This window comes from Microscilla marina ATCC 23134 (assembly GCF_000169175.1).
Taxonomy (GTDB): domain Bacteria; phylum Bacteroidota; class Bacteroidia; order Cytophagales; family Microscillaceae; genus Microscilla; species Microscilla marina.
Window position 1 is genome coordinate 125,498 of sequence record NZ_AAWS01000009.1, and the last position, 15,229, is coordinate 140,726.

The following is a 15,229-nucleotide window of genomic DNA, read 5'->3' on the forward strand; positions in this document are numbered from 1 at the left end:
CCCTCGTGTTTAGCAAATATAAAACGAGGGGTACTTCATTGGTAGTGTGTACGACTATTCTGTAAAGACTCTGCGTATATCTTCTCCTTTATAGTACCACTTTCCGCTCACTTTTTTCGCTGGAAGCTCCCCTCTTTCTCTCATTCGGGCAAGGGTATCATCGCTAATGTCTCCTCCCATTTCTTCTTTGATTCTTTTGTTGGTGTATATATCTAACCCACTGTTTTCAGCTTTAAATAACGCTTCTATCTTGCCATACATTGTTTTTTCAAAATCCTTCATTAAGTCCTGAAGATCTTCTGCTGTTGGAATATTTACTGCCATAATTTTAAATACTTATTTTTTTAAATAAAAGGTTATGGTTGCAGGCATTTGTTTCTGATTCTTTTACTACTTGTTATTTGTTGGTATTACGAAAATCTGTTTTGCCAGATCATACGCTTCTGTATTTCAATCCAGTCAATGGGAGTTGTATTCGCTTGCCTGGCGTTTTGAGATGGATTTTGTTTGTATATCAGCGTAAACCTTTTATAAAGTAGTTGATATATGTCCTCAACAGGCATCTGGGTAGCTGTGGCATTGATCCAGCCCTGTCCAGTAAAAACAATTTTTGAATCCCCAAAGCTTTGTATCATTAAATTTGTTGTCTCCATTTTTATTTAGTTGTTTATAGTGTAAAGAAGCGAAAAAGCAAACACCTTTACATTTTAGGTTTTAGGGAATTGTATGTTTTGGGTGATGCTATAGCAAACTTTCCTGATTTTATGTTTTATTTCCTTAGAGAATTGCTTGTATATAGCATTCGACTGACATACAAATAGTATCAAAGGGTCTGCTTCTTCCTGTCTTTTTATTTTCCGTAACTTGACGGGAAAACTGATAGTCAGCGAGTTATGTAAGACTTCCTTTAAAACCTTCTTTGTATTGCCGTTTTTTAAAGGCAACAACCAACAACCTTTTTCTGGAAAGGGCGTCAACAGAAATCGCCCGGTTTTCGTTAAGGTAGCTGCCTCTACACCACGTTTTCTCACTCCGGTTTCAAACTGAAACGAGCCAGATTCTTCTATTTTAGCCTGATGGTTTTCAAGAGTCGTAGCCCCTACACCACGTTTTCTCATCTCCATTTCAAAAGGAAGCGAGCCAAACTCTTCTATTTTAGCCTGATGGTTTTCAAGAGTAGTAGCTCCTACACCACGTTTTCTCACTACCGTTTCAAGAGGCATCGAGCCAGGCTCTTCTATTTTAGCCTGATCAAGGGTAGCTGCCCCTATATCACGTTTTCTCATCTCCATTTCAAGAGGCAGCGAGCCAGACTCTTCTATTCTAGCCTGATCAAGGGTAGCTACCTCTATATCGCGTTTTCTCGCTACCGTTTCAAGAGGCAGCGAGCCAGACTCTTCTATTTTAGCCTGATAACACCTAATAGCTTTCATTAGAGCCTCAGCCAATGCCTTTACCAGAAGCAAACCTGCCACAGGAGACTGTGGCCTTAAATCATTTGTATTCATTGGTTTTATCATTAAAATCCGATTGATTTACCATTTTTGAATCTTGGCATCACTCACTGGTTAAAATAACAGTAGTTGTCTTTCTTCCAATTTGAAAGATTGAACTACTGTTATGATGCCTTCTACTCTCTTATCTGTCAGGATTTCCTAAGTCACCCTTATAATCTTGATTTTCTTCTGGTATTCCAAAATGTTTTATTGCCAGGTCATAAGCCTCTAAAATCCAGCCTGTGGATTCGAGCCACTCGATGGGTGTTTTATTTGCCATTTTTGCTTGCTGATATATATATTGTCCGGATGCTACGGTAAATTCCTTGTAAAGAATCTGGTAGAGTCCCTGGGTGGTCATCCCATACCAGATCGAATAATTTTGCATCATTTGCCCCAGGTCTTTTCTGACTTTGGTAAAAAGCGGGTTGAAGTTTTCTATCTGTAAACTTGTTTGAGCTGCCTTGATATGGGTTATTTCGTCTGTCAAGGAATCTTGTGCATCCCTGATGCTACTTATTTCGTGTGCCAAAAATGTTTGCCGAGAGTTCAATATTTTTATTTCCCTTTTAGTTTCTTTGGTGGACTTTGTTAGTTCACAGAGGTTTTTTACTGCCTGTACCCAAAGCTTCTGATTGAATGGCTGTCCCTGAACTGTTTTTCGAACCTGGTCGAATGATTGAATCAGTTTGGATTTAAAGGCAACAACCTTTTTCGTGTTCCTGGAAAGGGTCCCAAGGAAGATGGCCTGATTCTCACTAAGGTAGCAGAATCTTAGGGTAGTTGCCCCTACATCACGTTTTCTCACTTCGGTTTCAAAAGGCAGCGAGCCAAACTCTTCTATTTTAGCCTGATAACGCCTGATTGTTGCCATCAAAGCTTTATGCTTGATTCCTAATGTTTCTGCCACCAACCTGCTATCTACTACTGGCATTTCGTTTTTTATTTCAATAGGTAATAAGCCTTCCAGTGAAGCTTGTGTTGAGTTGTCTTTGTTCATTGATTTTGTCATTAACATAAGTTTTGAGTGGGGTGAAAACGTTTTTTTAGAAAATAATATCTTTCCCAGTTCCTCATTCGCCCCTTGTTATTTTTGAAAACTAAACTGTTCTATGTCCCCCATAATATTTAAGATAACAGGGGGGGGGCTCACAAATATGCTACCCTGCCTTTTCCAATTCTGTCAGAATAAAATGTAAGCCAATCATTTCCACATCCGTAAAATGAGCCGTTCGCGGAGTAAAACTCAGGGGGATGTCAGAAGGCTCGCCTGTAGGCTGCTTAATTACTTCCAGTTGAGCCGCTATTTCATACTCCGGACGATCCAGCCACAGGGTTACATCTGCATAAGTGTTCAGCAAAGCATTGATTTTAGTTACCTTTTGTATATTGTCATCTTCTGCCTGGGGCAATGGGGTAAATACAATGCAAGGGATATTCAACACGCTGGCAAGCTTTTTTAATTCCTGAATATTACTTTGAACGTCCCCATCCACTACCTGATGTAAATTATCTACAATAATGAGTTTAACCTGATTGTAATAGGCGTGATAAAGGCATTTGCGTCTGAACTCCTCAAATGCAACCCCTCTGATGTTACAGGCAATGAAATTAAGATTAAAAGTGGCCATTAACGTATCATTGTATTTTTTGTACTTTTCATCTTCGGGACTTTCTTTGATGTGCTCTATTTCCATCAGGTCAATATCACTCATGGCTGATACCAGGCGATGCCTGATGTCTCTTTCTTTGCCTGCCGAACAAAAAAATATACCCATATCGTGGTGTATAAGCGCATCGAGAGCCAAGCTTACCGCCAGGCTGGTTTTACCTGCTTTAGGGTAAGAAGCAATATGAGTAAGGGGTTCGGTAAGGTGAAATAAATCGGCTGTCACCATAAGAGTTATCTTGATTTAAAATGTTTGAAAAACCTATTTTTGCTATTTGCTGGCAGGATTTACTTTTCTTCAAAGTCATCCGGATTCCTGCTAAATCCTCTCAAAGAGGCTGTAGGTAGTATTTGAGGAGGCATAATCTCTCCATTAGCCATTTGCCAAAACTCTCTTCTAAATTTTCAAATCTTTGGCACATTCGACTGACATACGAATAACATCAAAGGGGCTTCTCTTCCTGCCTTTTTATTTTTCCGCAACTTAGCGTAAAAACTGATAGTCAGTGAGTTATGTAAAGCTTCCTCTAAAACCTTCTTTGCATTGTTGCTTCGTTTGCCAAAAGTGAACCAAGTCATAAGCCTGGTTCTGGTTTTGGGTAACGAGTTTAAGTCCTTTCCTACCACTACCTGCCCCTCTGGATCACTTTTGCAAGCTTTTAAAGTAAGTGTGCTTGCCAATGAACTGCAACGGTATGGTTACATTGGTTGGTTTGGCTTTGTTCTTTGCCAGGATAAGTTGCGTAATGCCCTGGGTATCTTCCGGTACCCGGTGGAGAAATAAAACAGTATCAGCATTTTTGGTGGCTTCCAGATCAGCCAGGCAAGGCGGTCGTCTTTCCAAGGCATGTGAACGATTTAACTGTACTACGGCAATGATGGAGATTTGCAGTTCACTGGTCATTTTTTTTAGTTGCTCTGTGATCCAGGCGAGTTCCTGAGACCTGCTACCAAAAGATTGTTCTTTGACTTCAATGAACTGAATAAAGTCAATGCATACGAGTTGAATATCGTGTTTAATTTTGAACCGCATGATTTTGGTCTTTAATTTCTGAAGTGGAAAACTACTGCTGTCATCAATAAATATTGGACGTTGGTTCAACAGTTGGGCTTGTTTTTCAAATGAAGCAAATTCTTCCCTGGTCAGTTGTCCCGACCTGCTGCTGTTCATCTCTACCCTTGCTTCGGTGCATATCATTCTGTGAACAAGGCAATCCGTTGGTGATTCCAGGTTAAAGATCAGAGTAGGGGTGTTTTCTTTGCTGGCACTGTGGGCAAACATTGCCATTAAAGAGGTTTTACCCAAGCCAGAAAGTGAAGCAATCAAAGTAAGTTGCCCCTTTTGCCATCCACCCGTTAGTTGATCCAATTCTTCAAAACCACTTGTAATGCCAGAAATTTCTGCCGGGGTCTTATTCTGTGATTGATTGTTACTTTGCTTTTTCATTTGATAACTCTTTTGTTGTTTTTATTTAATTCTTATGAATGCCTTTTATTTGTCAAAATCGTCAGGGTTTTGACTAAACCCTCTGAACTGTTTTGCCGGGAGCGATTGTGTTGCCCTGCCTGGCTGCTCAGGTTTTGGTATGGGCTCTCTCCAAAACTGTTGATTCAAGTCCTGAAACCTGAGGTGCTGAGGAATGAAATCCAGCAGAATCGTTCCCGATTTACCATCCCGGTGTTTAGCAATGATGAGTTCAGTGACTCCTTCGGTAGAGTTTCCAAGGTGATCTTCGGTAACTCCGTAATAAGCTGGTCGGTAGAGAAATGCGATGGTATCGGCCGACTGCTCAATTTCTCCTGATTCCCTCAAATCGGCCATCACAGGACGTTTATCCCCTGGTCTGGTTTCTACCCCCCGGTTAAGCTGAGAGAGTGCAATGATGGGGATATCCATTTCTTTGGCGAGCGCCTTCAAATCCTTTACAATGGTGGCTACTTCCAGCTGTCGGTTTTGGCTTGCCTGACCACTATGTCCTTTCATCAACTGAAGGTAGTCAATGATTACACACTCCACCTGATGGCTAAACACCAACCGTCGTACTTTTGCTTTGAATTGTAGTAGGGATAGTTGTGGGGTGTCATCAATAAAGAGGTTAGGTTTCTGGATGAGCTTTTCTGCCTGCCTTACTTTTGGTATCTCTTCCTGGGACAGCGCTCTGTTTTTGATTCTTTTAGACGCAATGCCTGAACACATGGCAAGCAACCTGTAACCCAGCTCTCTTGCGCTCATTTCAAGTGAAAAAAAGGCCACAGGTCGCTCAAATACTTCTGCGGCATTGAGGGCAAGGTTCAGGGCAAAGGCGGTTTTACCCATCGCGGGTCGGGCTGCGAAAACGGTCAGCGTTGCTTTATCAAACCCTCCAATATGCTTATCCAGGCTATACAAACCCGATGGTATTTTGTTTTTCTGGATTCTTTGAGGGTTTGCTACATCCTCCTCAAGCGTGAGTATGTTTTCAGAGACTATTTTTGATGCCCGGCTGAACTGCTTCTTTATTCCTGTCTCGCTTAGTTGAAATACATCATTTGCCAGGTCATCTATGACCTCGAATGCATCGCTGGTGTGGTCAAAGGCCACTTTACGGATTTTGGAGCTTATCTCGATCAACCGCCGCTTTATTGCCTGTTCTACCAGAATGTGGGCATGGTACTCAATGTTGGCGGAGGAATTCACCATGGAGGTCAGCTTCATGACAAAAGTGGGACCTCCTGCCATTTCAAGTTTACCTGTTTGCCTTAGTTGCTGAGTTACTGTAAGCATATCTACTGGATTGGCTTGAGCAAACAGCTCCAGTATTGCCTGATAAACCTCCTTGTGGGCAGGCTTGTAAAAGTAATCGGGTTGCAGCAAGTCAATGACCTGCATGAAGGCAGGTTGTTCAATGAGTATCGCTCCGAGTACCGCTTCTTCTATATCGATGGCTTGAGGAGGAACCTGTCCTTGTACTACCATTGTTTTTTTGGCCATGGGTTTTGATCAGTTTTTGAGTGATTATTTTTTGAGTTTTATGCTAATACCAGTCTGGTCTGGTGGCGGGCTCAAAGTCCTGTTGGTAGGAGGTATACATTATTTGCCCCATTTCCTTCTTTCGTTGATAGTCTTGTTTTTTTTGAACTCTATCGAGGTCTTTCGACCAGTCTCTGCCATAGCCATTTCCTTCAATTGTGAGCCAGTTTTTGAGGCTGTAGTTGGTCGTTACCCCATGGGTTTGAATAAAGCGTTGATACATTTGCAGGTTTTGCCGCATTTGTTGAATGCTCAGGTCACGCTCCTGTTGAATGTTTGAAATTTGTTGCATAAGGTTTCCCAACTCCTTTTTGGAAGGCAAAATGTTAAAGGCTTCGTAGGTTTCTTGTGCCAGATGATAGGTCTCGTGCTGTCTGGCAGTATCTTTTGCCGCAGTATTTTCTGGTTTTTGCTCTGCCTGATCCGGAGACGCTTGCGTTGTGTCTGCTGGAGCAGCTGACAGGGCATTACGGCGAACCGTGGCTTCACTAATCAAACCTTCCTGAATAAGCGACAGGTTATCACTGAAATATTTTTCTGCCATTGTCACAGTGCTGCCTTCCTCAGTAAATATTTGAATGACTTCTTCTTTGGAAGGTACCGGATTTACCAGGTGTTTTGATTCTTGCTGACCAGATGGTGCGGGTTTGTTTTCGGTCATTTCTGTGGCAACAGACTGATTCTTTTCACTTACCTGAGTTGATTTTTTTTCTGAATAAACCTCTTCTTTTACGGGCGTAGCCAATGCTTTTTTTTCCAGGACACTTAACCTTTTCAGGAGCGACTCATTGGTTTTAGCGGTTTCTTTTTGCCGTTCCAGTTCCCTGGCTTCCAGGGTTGCCATTCTTTTTTCCATAGCTGCCACTTTGCTCAGGAGCGACTCATTGGTTTTAGCGGTTTCTTTTTGCCGTTCCAGTTCCCTGGCTTCCAGGGTTGCCATTCTTTTTTCCAGAGCAGCTAAATCCTTGTTCAGTTTTTCATGGTCATTACCTCCTGCCTGAGTATGTTCTTTTTTTAACAAAACATTTTCCTCCCTCTCTTCTTCTTGCACAGCAGTGAATATTTGTTCTTTACTTTCAAAAATTTCTTTTTCTTCTTTTTCTTTAGAGAGAGTATAGGTTTTAATTTTATTATCATTAACTATATTATTATTAACTATATTATTGGGTGAATCACCGTTCACATCCGGGGTGAACAGTGAAGCATAATCCTGGTGAACTATTGGTCGCCCCTCCAGAAGGTTTTGCACTATAAGGGTGAACAACTGATCACTTGTGGCGTGATCAATGGTTTGCCCCTGACTGACTTCCACTAATAGGGTGATTAGTTGTTCCTTTCGTTTTTTAAGGTTGGGCAAGTCAGAGGCTGCCAAAATACAGGTATTGTCAAACAGTTTTTTTGCGACAGGAGAAAATGCATAGTAAGCCCCTACTTTACTTCGGTTACGGTGAGGGATCAGAAGCCCTTTTTTTACCAGTTTTTCAAACTTCTTCTGCATGCCCCGTTTACTTGCGATTTCCAGTGTAGGCAAGTCATTCCGGCATTTTTCTGGTCTAAGCCAGTAATACATGGTACCATCTTCCTCGAAAGACTTATTTTTACCACTTTTGGCAAAGTCGTATGCCCAGCCAAGAATCGTCTGCTCGTCCAGTTTAAGACTGATGCCTTGCCGGATAACTGCCTCAAAATCGAGGTTGATTCGTTTTTTATAGGTATTATCTGTTTGTTTTTGATTTTTCATTGCTAATTATTTAAGGTAAATTGAGACAGTACATCAGGAGCCTTTGAATAGTTTTTGGGTGATAGGAGAAAAAGCATAATAAGCACCTATCCCCTGCCGATTGTAGTGGGGAACAAGCAGGTCTTGCTTTACCAGTTTTTCGATGATTTTCCGGATTCCTCTATCAGTCTTAATTTTGAGGGTAGGCAGGGCATCCCGAAATCCTTTTGGAGTAAAACAATAATACCTGATGCCATCATCCTCAAGAGGTTCAAGAGTGCCATCCCAGGCAGCTTCATAAGCCCAGGTCAGAACCACATGCTCAGAGAGCTTAAGGTCTATGTTGTTTTGAATAAGCGCGTGAAAATCAAGAGTTAAATTTTTTTTGTAAGGCATTGTTATTTAGTTTGATGAATTAATTTTTATTTGTTTTAGCATTTGAGATACCACCTTTGCCTGCTCACTAATCTCGTATGTATCTGTGCTATCCAGCAGGCCAAAATGAGTAAAGAGCTTCTTGGCTTTGGAAGTGAATCCGTAATATGCCACTCTGTTTTTTTGGTAGGGGTGAGACACCAGCAACCCTTGTCTTACTAACCTTTCAAATTTTTTCTGTATACTTTGTTTGCTGCCAACCCCCAGCGTGGGCAACTCCTGAAGGCACCTGTCGGCACTTAGTTCAAAGTACTCTATCCCAGCCTCCACCACCGAAGGGTGACTGCCATCGCATGCCAGGTCGTGTGCCCAGTCCAGAATGACATATTCATCAGTTTTGATACTGATGTTGTTTTCAATGAGGGCTGTCATATCGAACCTCATGTGTTTTTTATAGTTGACAGGTGTTGATGTCTGATGATTCATTTGGTACATATTTTAAGTATTGATTAAATCTGTGTTTGAACTACTTTTTATTTTTCTTTTTCAACCTTCTGGCTTTGGCTGCTGCCTTATTTCTGGCAATACGCCCTGCCCTGATTTGTTCTTCCTGGTCTTTCTTCTCCCGGATACGCTCTGCTCTGGCTGCCAGGTAAGCTTTGAGCTTTCGTTTGCTTCGGGCAAGTTTTTTGGGTAGGTAAATCCAGGTGTTGTGGTCTACCTGTACCTTCACTTTGTTTTGCAGGTCTTTTTGCCGCTGTTGGGCAAGGAGCTTTGCTTCGCGCTTGTGTTGTTTGGTAATGCTTTCTCTACTCATAGCTGGTGCTCTTTAGGTTTACTACTCAGTATTAGCATTGCCTGTAAAATCAGCCATAGCAGTGGTAGGTTTGCCCACAAGGTATGCGACAAATGATGTATCATTTTTCTTATAGTTTTTTGTTAGCAGTGTATTTTTACCCACCTAATCTTTCCCACATTGTCCTTTTAGATTGTCCGATTTTCTTTGGAAATGATGGGTTATCTTGGATTCTATTTTTGCCTCAAAACTGACCGGAAATTCAAACAAGGAGACTATTTTGCCTTCAAAGACAGCCTCACGAACGGAGAGTTTTTTGGGATACTGGGGCTGAAAGTCGTGATAAAACAGACTCCCATTGAGGTGCTTTAGATCAGTAATGGTAAAGTACTGAATGTCACTTTCATTCAGTTTTTGCAATACCGTTACCTTTTTTCTTGTGTGCGGGTTGACTCTTTTTTTCCTCTTTTTCATTTTTTACTTTGATGTTTGATCTTTAAATATTGAGAGAATATCCTCTTTTGTATGGCTACAGCAATGCCGTAGAGTTGCCTGCCCAGAGGGACACACCACCTTACCGAAAGCTATACCAGGAAGCATTTACTCGTGCGTTTGCTTACCCTGAGTAGTCATCGTTACATAATGGCAAATAGGTTTGCCAGACTGACACCAGGATGAATGAAGGGATTGAAGATATTGCTTGCCTCTCTTGAACAAGTCGCTGGGGGAATTATAATGTTGTTTACTTCATTTGATCATTTGTTAATTTAAGTAAGTAGTTTCTTTCTATTTAATAAGCAGTCGTTTGTGCTGACAATGTTGTTTACCTGTCTGTCTAGAGAAAAAGGCAAAGGCATGCTACGTGCATGTCTTTGCCCGGAAATATTACAAGGGTCAAACTTGCATTAGATAAGCGCTATCCATGGTACTGTTTGACCCTCACATTCAACTAAACTCAGATCATCATTGTCAGGTATTTCACTAAGCCTTCTGCTTAATGAGGATGCAATAGTATGAACAAGAAATAATACAAACAAGGTTTTTGTTAAAAAACTTCTCTTTTTTGCGTAAAAAACAAGTATTTATACTTGCTTATGTGATAGCTAATATTTTTTTGAAAGAATTTTGAATGTTGATGAAAGTTTGGTAAGATTGTACTCAACATAAGGGTTCTTTCGTTCGGGAGATCAAACGTTGCCTGCTTACTGGCAGTGTTTGATTTTGCTTACGACATATCATTAGAGCAAAGGCTCCACCTATTTTTCTTGTTTATATAACATCACACGGCTTGCCTGTCAGCAGAATCCCGCTGGCAGGACAGGCTTAAAAGAAACCCAGAGTTATTTCTTAACTGTATATCAAACTGCTTGATTTGAGGCTGTATGGCGCTTTTATGCCTGGTTTTAAAGCAAGCAGCCACCTTACCACAGGTGTTTATTCAGGACTAAAGTATGGCTGTTTGCATACGTTACTGATTTACCTGTGGTCTGGAATGGCTTGGTCTGCCTGTACCGGAAACTGATGTTTCTGTACCAGAGCCAAAAAACAACCGTTCAGTTTTTTGCGCTGTAGCAGGTGTTTTTTAGGCTAAAGTCCCTGTTTTGGTATGAAAATTTAAATTATCATTTTAGCGAATATAATAATTCGCTTGAATAAATGGGAGTGCTATATATATACTTCAAAAGAGTATTATTATTTGATAAATACAATTTTAACAATTTGTTGTATCCGTTTGTGAATTACAACTACTAAGAGTCGTTTGATTATTTATTTATGCAAAAACCTTTGCTTGTTTCAGGCGAAGGTTTTTTTATTGGCATTACTCATTTATTTTTTGGTAGCTTCTTCAGTATTTGTTCAGCGGCATCCACTTTGGTTTGGGCTTCCCTGAATAAATGAACGGCTTCTTTGAGCAAAGCAGTGGCAGTTCCTTCCGGGGTTGCCCGGTTCATCAACTCTACCACCGTCAGCCCAAATACCTGCGCAATCTGGGCAATGTCGTCCAGCCCTACATTTTGGGTACGTCCATTTTCAATTCTTTCATAAGTTTGTTTGCCCCAACCCAGTTTAGTCGCCATTTGTTGGTGGGTAAGCCCCTCACTGGTACGCAAATGCTTAATGATTTTTAGTAAGTCTTGTTTTTCCATGGGGCTAAAATACCTGCTTTTTCTTTGACACACATCAAGTTTTGATGCTTTTTGTTTGTAAGTAGTTACCAAAAGATTACATTTGAATGAATAACATCCATTTTTGATGTTAAATGTATTATAAGACATTTAAATATGATGTAATTTACTGATTCACTACCAACTATCTTTACTATGAACAATTCTCAACAACTATTACAAAAGATCAAACAGGCACATTCTGCCACCCGGCTTACCACCCAAAATCCTTACGATGAACAACACGAAGTGGCCAAATGGAAAGACCACTATGAAAAGGCGCAGCAGTATATGGAGGGCAAGTCTTACCTCGAAAGGCGGTTGGTCTGGTTTAAACTCAGCAAAGGATTCAGGACGTTTTATCACCCGGTATCAGTCATACTTGCCTTGGTAACCGCTACCCTGCTGGCCACCCGGCATTTAAAGCTGCACTCACTGGGTCCCACCTCTATCTTTTTGCTCTTACTCACTCTGGCGTGTTTGCTGGTGATTTTTGGCGCACTCGAATGGGGCAAGAAAGAAAAAGCCACTGATGTGTTTTATCGGCGGGCAAACGGCAGAGCAGTAGCGCTGGTGCAATGGCTCTACCTTGGTTTACTGGTGTTTGCTTCGCTGCTGGTCAGTGCTTTGGGTGGGGCACTCATTGGCGATGCCCAAACGAATGAGAACAAAAATATTATGGCGGATAAAGTTCAAGCTGTCCAACAGGTAAAAACCGATCACCAGACACGTTTGCAACAGCTGGCAAAGACCATTGCCGGGCTCGAAAGCCTGTCGGTAAACCCTAAGGTAAGGCGCTGGGGGCTGACCAAAGCCGAGCAGGAAAACCTGCGGGCGGGCAAAGCAGAAAAAGCAAAACTTGAGCAACAACAGGCGCAGCAAATTGCCCGGCTTGAGACCCGTTACGGGCAACGTAGCCAAATCAACCATTATTACCGCCACTTAGGAATGGGGATTGGTTTTTCGGTGGTGCTGATGATGGAACTGTTCCTGATATACGCCTATTACTTTCACAATGCTTTTATGAAACGGGTAGAAGCCGAAGGCAGGCAACACGCTATTTTGCCCCTGCCCGAAGAAGCTAAAGAAGGAGTATTGCCTCACCAGGAAATCATAACGGCAGTGACTCAGGGTTTACAAACCGGGTTTAGTCAGTTAATCAATGTCTCTGATTCAGCCACAGAGTCAGAAGGGCATGATCAAAGAAAGGAAATCAGTTTGCGCCCCAGAGGTAAGCCTGACCCGGTAAACAGGCACGAGTTGCATGACAGTTTAATGAATAATGATGGTGGTGGTATGAACAAAAGTGGTGTCAAATCAAAAGACAGTCATGACAGTTTAATGGGTGGTATGAACAAAAGCGGTGTCAAGTCAAAAGACAGTCATGACAGTTTAATGGGTGGTATGAACAAAAGTGATGTCAAGTCAAAAGACTGTCATGACAGTTTAATGGGTGGTGTGAACAATCATACAACACCTATGAACAAAAGCAGTGATGTCAAGTCAAAAGGCTGTCATGACAGTTTAATGGATGGTGGTATGAACAAAAGTGATGTCAAGTCAAAAGACTGTCATGACAGTTTAGTGGATGGTGGTATGAACAAAAGCAGTGATGCCAAATCAAAAGACTGTCATGACAGTTTAATGGGTGGTATGAACAAAAGTGATGTCAAGTCAAAAGACAGTCATGACAGTTTAACGAGTGATGGTATGAACAAAAGTGGTGTCAAATCAAAAGACAGTCATGACAGTTTAATGGGTAGTATGAACAATCATACAACACCTATGAACAAAAGCAGTGGTGTCAAGTCAAAAGACAGTCATGACAGTTTAATGGGTGGTAGTGCTGCTATGAACAATCGTGCAACACCTATTGTGGCGAGCAACGGTGTCAAACAAAGCAGAAAAAAAACAGGTCGCAATGGCTATTATATTTCTCCTATTTGTTTTGACCGCTATTATGAAGGACGCGATTGTAACGATGAGCCTTACCGCAAGTTGAGGTGGTATGAAACAGTAATACCTGACTTGATGAAAGGGGTGAAGTATGGAGATATTCTGGAAAAGCAATACCAGGTCTATGATTTTAGACAAGACAGGTATGTGGTGAAAAACATCAGTGATACCACGCTCAGAAGCACCATTGTAGCCCAATTGAAAAGTCTGGAAAATATGTGATAAGTAACCCCTGTAGGTAGACCGTCTGTCTACCCCAGGGGTTTGGGTGTTCAAGTGTTTACTTTTAAAGTCTCTGCGTGTTTTGCCAGTTCTTTGATTCTATTCAACTCCGGTTTGCCCGCCCCGACCAGGGTAGCCTTGCGAAGTGCCTCTTTTTCGCTGATCTGAAACTTCCGAAACACGGTTTGCCAGGCGTCAGGGTTTTGCCAATACTCCTGTTCTTTTTCGCTGAGGTTTTCGGCCAGTAAAATCACTACCTGATTGCCTGCGGCAAACAAGCACTCGATGAGTTGGCGGGTAAAAGCCAGTGGATCAGTGGTAGCCTTGGTTTTATTAGTGGCTTTGCTACCAACTACTGTTTCATTGGCGGTAAGCGATACCACAGGCAGCCCCTGGCAAGCCGCCCATGCTTCTTTGCCCGAAAAGGGCAGCCCTACGGTACAATATAAGGTAGGGAGTTGCTTTTGTTGTGGTTGTTTCTGTTGATTCATAAATGTGTTAATTGATTGATCGATCGTCTATTTGTCGGAGTTTTGATTAGATAAAATAAGTGGCAAAAATGCCGAGAAAGTGCATGATGTCACTGTTTTCCATATTACTTATCGTTGGCGGATTTATCAGGTTAAGTTCTGTGTCTGACAAATCAGCTGATATATTACTTGTTATCAGCTGATAAGTATTCAAACGGTCAGCGGAGCGGTAAATGCCTGTGCTGATCCTTTTGGCAGACTGGGGTATAAACTCCCCATTCATATTAGCAAGTACCCTTACCCTTTGAGGGGAAGACACATCAGCGAAAGCAAGGTAGCCAAACAAGCTCACTCTGAAAGGGTAGCGGTGTTCTCTAAACTCGACTTCGGCATAGAGCGACTGCTGTAGTTTGGTGTCAATGGCTTCCTTGATAGGTTGGGCTATTCTTACCCAGGCTTCAAAGTCTGTTTTATCTGCATAGCTGTGTACCGGGAAGTACCTTACCAACCTGCCCTTGGTTTTATAAGTTTCTATCCGGATTCTTGGTTCATACTCTTCGTTTGTTGCATACAACTCCTGCACGTTGGCACCTGTTGGTTCATAGCTATCATCCAGGGTTACCTTGCCCAAAAAGGTGGCGTGTGCAGCAAGCGCCTCTTCTGCTACCAAAAACTCCAGGGCATCCTGCCATTTATTGGGCTGGCAATACATCTGGTATTCCTCTCCATTATAATGACTGTTGGGTAGTGAATCAGGTGGAGGAAAACTAAGCACAATATCTCCCGCAACCTGCCATTTTTTGCCTTGACAGATTATTTCGGTTTGGTCGCTCTGGTTGCCAGTCCGCTCTGCATTGAATATGAGACTGTCGCTGAACGGCTTTTTCAGGTCGAAACCTGCCACAATGCCTTCTTCAGTGCCGGGCATTACCTTGGTGTGCCACAGGTTTTGGTGGAGTATGGTGGCTTGTGTTATTGTATTTACAAGCTTCATTTTCCTGATTTTATGGGGGGCGTGTGCATTACCATTGGCATAAATTACAGGGTTGTTTGGGCGACTGGTTTCCTCTATTGCCCAACCATAGTTCTCGGCGTCTGGTACCGACTGAGCCTCTACTTCGAACACCTCGCCGTTGTGGAGTATCAAGCCTGCGGTGGTGGTAGCAAAGCCACTGTCATCTTCGCTAATTTCGCAGCCTTGAAGTATATAGGACTTACTCAAATCAAGTCCCAACGCCATAAATACTGCCGCCTGCCCTTCTTGCTGAGCTTCCTGCAAATGGAGCAAATCGTCCAGCGAGTCGGGGTGTCCGCCCGTAATGAGGTCTAATATTTTTGCCATAGTGTGTG

Annotated in this window: 17 protein-coding genes; 2 read left to right on the top strand and 15 right to left on the bottom strand. The window is 42.1% G+C overall.

Annotated elements, in window-relative coordinates:
• Positions 1 to 54: 54 nt before the first annotated feature.
• The 12 genes from M23134_RS09960 to M23134_RS10020 form a co-directional block, all read right to left on the bottom strand.
• Positions 55 to 324 carry a helix-turn-helix domain-containing protein gene (locus M23134_RS09960; protein ID WP_004155618.1) on the bottom strand — a complete coding sequence of 90 codons (270 nt, stop codon included), beginning with the start codon at positions 322 to 324 and terminating at the stop codon, positions 55 to 57.
• An 86-nt stretch (positions 325 to 410) separates the two neighbouring features.
• A complete protein-coding gene (locus tag M23134_RS09965; protein WP_045113319.1) occupies positions 411 to 653 on the bottom strand; it encodes a hypothetical protein in 243 nt (80 codons plus the stop codon).
• 54 nt (positions 654 to 707) lie between these two features.
• Complete coding sequence (locus M23134_RS42050) at positions 708 to 1,508, bottom strand: hypothetical protein (RefSeq protein WP_232296795.1); 801 nt, start codon at positions 1,506 to 1,508, stop codon at positions 708 to 710.
• 130 nt (positions 1,509 to 1,638) lie between these two features.
• Positions 1,639 to 2,496, bottom strand: coding sequence for a Rha family transcriptional regulator (locus M23134_RS37820; RefSeq protein WP_232296796.1), 858 nt, complete (start codon positions 2,494 to 2,496; stop codon positions 1,639 to 1,641).
• A gap of 160 nt (positions 2,497 to 2,656) precedes the next feature.
• Complete coding sequence (locus M23134_RS09980; RefSeq protein WP_004155624.1) at positions 2,657 to 3,394, bottom strand: DnaB-like helicase C-terminal domain-containing protein; 738 nt, start codon at positions 3,392 to 3,394, stop codon at positions 2,657 to 2,659.
• Positions 3,395 to 3,808: 414 nt separating this feature from the next.
• Positions 3,809 to 4,612, bottom strand: coding sequence for a DnaB-like helicase C-terminal domain-containing protein (locus M23134_RS09990; protein ID WP_004155625.1), 804 nt, complete (start codon positions 4,610 to 4,612; stop codon positions 3,809 to 3,811).
• Positions 4,613 to 4,657: 45 nt separating this feature from the next.
• Positions 4,658 to 6,136 (bottom strand): replicative DNA helicase, encoded by a 1,479-nt coding sequence (dnaB, locus tag M23134_RS09995; protein ID WP_004155626.1) that lies wholly within the window; start codon positions 6,134 to 6,136, stop codon positions 4,658 to 4,660.
• Positions 6,137 to 6,179: 43 nt separating this feature from the next.
• The gene (locus M23134_RS10000; RefSeq protein WP_004155627.1) at positions 6,180 to 7,916 is read right to left on the bottom strand and encodes a hypothetical protein; all 1,737 of its coding nucleotides are present in this window, start codon (positions 7,914 to 7,916) and stop codon (positions 6,180 to 6,182) included.
• A 33-nt stretch (positions 7,917 to 7,949) separates the two neighbouring features.
• Positions 7,950 to 8,291 carry a hypothetical protein gene (locus M23134_RS10005; protein WP_004155628.1) on the bottom strand — a complete coding sequence of 114 codons (342 nt, stop codon included), beginning with the start codon at positions 8,289 to 8,291 and terminating at the stop codon, positions 7,950 to 7,952.
• 6 nt (positions 8,292 to 8,297) lie between these two features.
• Positions 8,298 to 8,756 (bottom strand): hypothetical protein, encoded by a 459-nt coding sequence (locus M23134_RS10010; RefSeq protein WP_157558420.1) that lies wholly within the window; start codon positions 8,754 to 8,756, stop codon positions 8,298 to 8,300.
• Positions 8,757 to 8,796: 40 nt separating this feature from the next.
• The gene (locus M23134_RS10015) at positions 8,797 to 9,087 is read right to left on the bottom strand and encodes a hypothetical protein (RefSeq protein WP_004155634.1); all 291 of its coding nucleotides are present in this window, start codon (positions 9,085 to 9,087) and stop codon (positions 8,797 to 8,799) included.
• A 144-nt stretch (positions 9,088 to 9,231) separates the two neighbouring features.
• Complete coding sequence (locus M23134_RS10020; protein ID WP_004155637.1) at positions 9,232 to 9,540, bottom strand: hypothetical protein; 309 nt, start codon at positions 9,538 to 9,540, stop codon at positions 9,232 to 9,234.
• Between the two features lie 29 nt (positions 9,541 to 9,569).
• Here M23134_RS10020 and M23134_RS42460 point away from each other — a divergent pair, with 29 nt between their 5' ends.
• Positions 9,570 to 9,695, top strand: coding sequence for a hypothetical protein (locus M23134_RS42460; RefSeq protein WP_004155638.1), 126 nt, complete (start codon positions 9,570 to 9,572; stop codon positions 9,693 to 9,695).
• A 1,194-nt stretch (positions 9,696 to 10,889) separates the two neighbouring features.
• Here the strand turns inward: M23134_RS42460 and M23134_RS10025 are convergent.
• Positions 10,890 to 11,213 (bottom strand): helix-turn-helix domain-containing protein, encoded by a 324-nt coding sequence (locus M23134_RS10025; RefSeq protein ID WP_002698006.1) that lies wholly within the window; start codon positions 11,211 to 11,213, stop codon positions 10,890 to 10,892.
• Between the two features lie 174 nt (positions 11,214 to 11,387).
• Between M23134_RS10025 and M23134_RS10030 the strand changes: the two genes are divergently transcribed.
• Positions 11,388 to 13,409 (top strand): hypothetical protein, encoded by a 2,022-nt coding sequence (locus tag M23134_RS10030; RefSeq protein ID WP_004155641.1) that lies wholly within the window; start codon positions 11,388 to 11,390, stop codon positions 13,407 to 13,409.
• A gap of 50 nt (positions 13,410 to 13,459) precedes the next feature.
• Here M23134_RS10030 and M23134_RS10035 read toward each other — a convergent pair whose 3' ends face one another.
• The gene (locus M23134_RS10035; RefSeq protein WP_004155642.1) at positions 13,460 to 13,900 is read right to left on the bottom strand and encodes a hypothetical protein; all 441 of its coding nucleotides are present in this window, start codon (positions 13,898 to 13,900) and stop codon (positions 13,460 to 13,462) included.
• Positions 13,901 to 13,946: 46 nt separating this feature from the next.
• A complete protein-coding gene (locus M23134_RS10040; RefSeq protein ID WP_004155643.1) occupies positions 13,947 to 15,221 on the bottom strand; it encodes a hypothetical protein in 1,275 nt (424 codons plus the stop codon).
• Positions 15,222 to 15,229 lie beyond the last annotated feature (8 nt).

Coding starts and splice junctions, on each gene's coding strand:
- M23134_RS09960 (WP_004155618.1), bottom strand. CDS start 324: ATGGCAGTAAATATTCCAACAGCAGAAGATCTTCAGGACTTAATGAAG.
- M23134_RS09965 (WP_045113319.1), bottom strand. CDS start 653: ATGGAGACAACAAATTTAATGATACAAAGCTTTGGGGATTCAAAAATT.
- M23134_RS42050 (WP_232296795.1), bottom strand. CDS start 1,508: ATGAATACAAATGATTTAAGGCCACAGTCTCCTGTGGCAGGTTTGCTT.
- M23134_RS37820 (WP_232296796.1), bottom strand. CDS start 2,496: ATGAACAAAGACAACTCAACACAAGCTTCACTGGAAGGCTTATTACCT.
- M23134_RS09980 (WP_004155624.1), bottom strand. CDS start 3,394: ATGGTGACAGCCGATTTATTTCACCTTACCGAACCCCTTACTCATATT.
- M23134_RS09990 (WP_004155625.1), bottom strand. CDS start 4,612: ATGAAAAAGCAAAGTAACAATCAATCACAGAATAAGACCCCGGCAGAA.
- dnaB (WP_004155626.1), bottom strand. CDS start 6,136: ATGGCCAAAAAAACAATGGTAGTACAAGGACAGGTTCCTCCTCAAGCC.
- M23134_RS10000 (WP_004155627.1), bottom strand. CDS start 7,916: ATGAAAAATCAAAAACAAACAGATAATACCTATAAAAAACGAATCAAC.
- M23134_RS10005 (WP_004155628.1), bottom strand. CDS start 8,291: ATGCCTTACAAAAAAAATTTAACTCTTGATTTTCACGCGCTTATTCAA.
- M23134_RS10010 (WP_157558420.1), bottom strand. CDS start 8,756: ATGAATCATCAGACATCAACACCTGTCAACTATAAAAAACACATGAGG.
- M23134_RS10015 (WP_004155634.1), bottom strand. CDS start 9,087: ATGAGTAGAGAAAGCATTACCAAACAACACAAGCGCGAAGCAAAGCTC.
- M23134_RS10020 (WP_004155637.1), bottom strand. CDS start 9,540: ATGAAAAAGAGGAAAAAAAGAGTCAACCCGCACACAAGAAAAAAGGTA.
- M23134_RS10025 (WP_002698006.1), bottom strand. CDS start 11,213: ATGGAAAAACAAGACTTACTAAAAATCATTAAGCATTTGCGTACCAGT.
- M23134_RS10030 (WP_004155641.1), top strand. CDS start 11,388: ATGAACAATTCTCAACAACTATTACAAAAGATCAAACAGGCACATTCT.
- M23134_RS10035 (WP_004155642.1), bottom strand. CDS start 13,900: ATGAATCAACAGAAACAACCACAACAAAAGCAACTCCCTACCTTATAT.
- M23134_RS10040 (WP_004155643.1), bottom strand. CDS start 15,221: ATGGCAAAAATATTAGACCTCATTACGGGCGGACACCCCGACTCGCTG.